3 protein-coding genes are annotated in these 2,228 nt (G+C 31.6%); 1 reads left to right on the top strand and 2 read right to left on the bottom strand.

The annotated features are described in order from the left end of the window. Nucleotides 1-672, top strand: a 672-nt coding sequence (locus tag EGH73_RS00040) for an IS91 family transposase (protein WP_184808037.1), incomplete at its 5' end; no start/stop codon positions are given. 251 nt (nucleotides 673-923) lie between these two features. Here EGH73_RS00040 and EGH73_RS00035 read toward each other — a convergent pair. Beyond that, on the bottom strand, nucleotides 924-1,718 hold the full coding sequence (locus EGH73_RS00035; protein ID WP_123280127.1) for a GLPGLI family protein: 795 nt from the start codon (nucleotides 1,716-1,718) through the stop codon (nucleotides 924-926). Between the two features lie 59 nt (nucleotides 1,719-1,777). Next, complete coding sequence (locus EGH73_RS00030; protein WP_123280126.1) at nucleotides 1,778-2,005, bottom strand: hypothetical protein; 228 nt, start codon at nucleotides 2,003-2,005, stop codon at nucleotides 1,778-1,780. Nucleotides 2,006-2,228: the final 223 nt, after the last annotated feature.

The following is a 2,228-nucleotide window of genomic DNA, read 5'->3' as shown; positions in this document are numbered from 1 at the left end:
TGCATTGTTCCGGGCGGTGGTGTGGATGAAAGCGGAGCTTGGAAAAACATCAGAAGTGACGGTAAATTTTTGTTTTCTGTAAAGGCTTTGAGCAAAGTTTTCAGGGCTAAATTTTGTGAGAAACTGAAAGCTAATTTAAAGGATAAATTCAATGAAAATCAAGAAAATGAATACGAAAAAATCAGGCAAAGTCTGTGGGAAAAACCTTGGGTAGTTTACGCCAAAAAGCCTTTTGGAAGCCCAAAATCGGTGGTGGAATATTTGGGTCGTTATTCCCACAAAATCGCAGTCAGCAACCAGAGAATCAGAAAAATTGATGCGGAGACGGTCACTTTTTCTTACAAAGATTACCGCCAAAAAGGCATCAAAAAGCAGATGGTTTTGAGCCACGAGGAGTTTATCCGCCGTTTTGCGATGCATATTTTGCCGAAAAGATTTGTGAAAATCCGTCATTATGGTTTGTTGAGCTCTACCTGGAAGCGTGAAAAACTCAAAATTTTGCAACAAAAATTAGGTATTCAAACCAAAGAAAAGCCCCTTTCTAAAGTTTTTCAGCCGAAATGTAGTTGTTGTAAAGTAGGAAATTTGGTAACGATTGCCACGTTCGATCTTCGAGGTCCGCCACAATGGTTTTTGGAAATGAGCCAAAGCCAGCCAACGCCTAAAAAATAGATTTTTGGGTAAGGGAAATTATGCCCCGACATGAAGGAAAACACGATAAAACCGACAAAGTTCGCCAAAAACGAATGCCTAAAAAAAAGAGAACGCCCTGTTCTCTTGAAATATTTTCTAAAAATTTTACGATAAATCCATAGTGTTGAAAAAACATGTAAAAAAGCTCCCAAAGCTTCCGTTCAACAGGGTTTTCATTGTTCGTGCTACGCACGCAACGAAAACTTAGCTATTGTCTGCAGTGGTTTTATTTATTTAAGTTCAATAGGGTTATTTCTCCTTCTAATATTTGATTTGACTTTTTCTACGCTTTCCGGTGCCACTGTAAATCCTGACGCAGACATTTCGTTAATTATGTTTTCATTAATATTATTTACCGCTTTAAAATATTCTTCTTTTGTTATTTTTTTATGTTGATTAAAATAATTTTCTTTAAATACAGTATTGTCTATTATTACATCCTTTCTTATGCTAATTAAATTAAAAGAATAGTTATTATTAGTGTCGGAAATTTTCACGATTAGCCCTGGAAGATTGTTGAATTTATACGGACCATCATAAATAGGGATTTCGGTAGTATACCAAGCAATCCACGTTCTTCCTCCATAATTTGCTACTGCTTTTTGACATATAAAATTATCAATTTTCGTTTTTTCATTTAATAATTGCCAGTTAAAAGCGGATTCTTCGTTGTAATTAAATTTATATTTTAGAAGACTTTCATAATAATTAATTGTATTATTTTCTTTTACAATCACATATTTAAAACGAGTATTTGGCATTTTTGAAAAATTCAATTCTAAATTGTTATTTATTTTCAAACTATTTATAATAGAGTCTCTTTTTAAAAAAATATTGCTTGTAAAATAAGATTTGTTATTGTCAATGAACAGAGTGAAATCTTCTTTTTTGCTATTATTAACATCTGTAGAATCAGATAAATATTCTAATCTATATTCTATTTGATAATTTTTGTTAATAGAATTCTGTCCACAAACTATAATTGAAAGGAAAAAGAAAAATATTAATATTGTATGATTTTTCATAATAAGTGATAAAAAGAAAAAGCATTACCATAAAGTAATGCTTTTAAAGCTAATTTTTTTTAATCGGCACAAGCAATGTCATAGGCATTCCAAGCATTCATAATAATTTCAAAAGTAGAAGCTCCACAAGCCCATCCCGTAGTTCCACAATCATAAGAAACCCTAACACAATCCCAAGAAGCTAAAGCTTTTGTTTCTTGTTTTTCAGCATTTTTAGTTTCAATGTTTTTAGGTGTAGTTACAACGCTTTTGAGAACTTCACCTGTTGAAGCACTTACAAAAGTCATTCCACCTAACGCAATGGCAAAAATTAATTTTTTTATTTGTTTTTTTATTTTAATTGTTAATTAGTCGTTCCTTAACAAAACCCACTATTTAATTTATTTTTAAAAACAGGATTAGAAAACAGCATAATTTGTATCTTATAAAATAAGAAAATAATTTTGTGTTTCAGTAGTTCCATCATTTTCTTCATGTTCCAAGCGGTTGCAGCTAGTAATGCATTGATTT

The organism is Epilithonimonas hominis, assembly GCF_003730015.1.
In the GTDB taxonomy this organism is placed as follows: Bacteria; Bacteroidota; Bacteroidia; order Flavobacteriales; family Weeksellaceae; genus Epilithonimonas; species Epilithonimonas hominis.
This window is presented reverse-complemented; position numbering and strand designations above follow the sequence as displayed.

What these genes read in the sequence shown, in the direction of transcription:
- EGH73_RS00035 (WP_123280127.1), bottom strand. Translation starts at nt 1,718, where the DNA reads ATGAAAAATCATACAATATTAATATTTTTCTTTTTCCTTTCAATTATA.
- EGH73_RS00030 (WP_123280126.1), bottom strand. Translation starts at nt 2,005, where the DNA reads ATGACTTTTGTAAGTGCTTCAACAGGTGAAGTTCTCAAAAGCGTTGTA.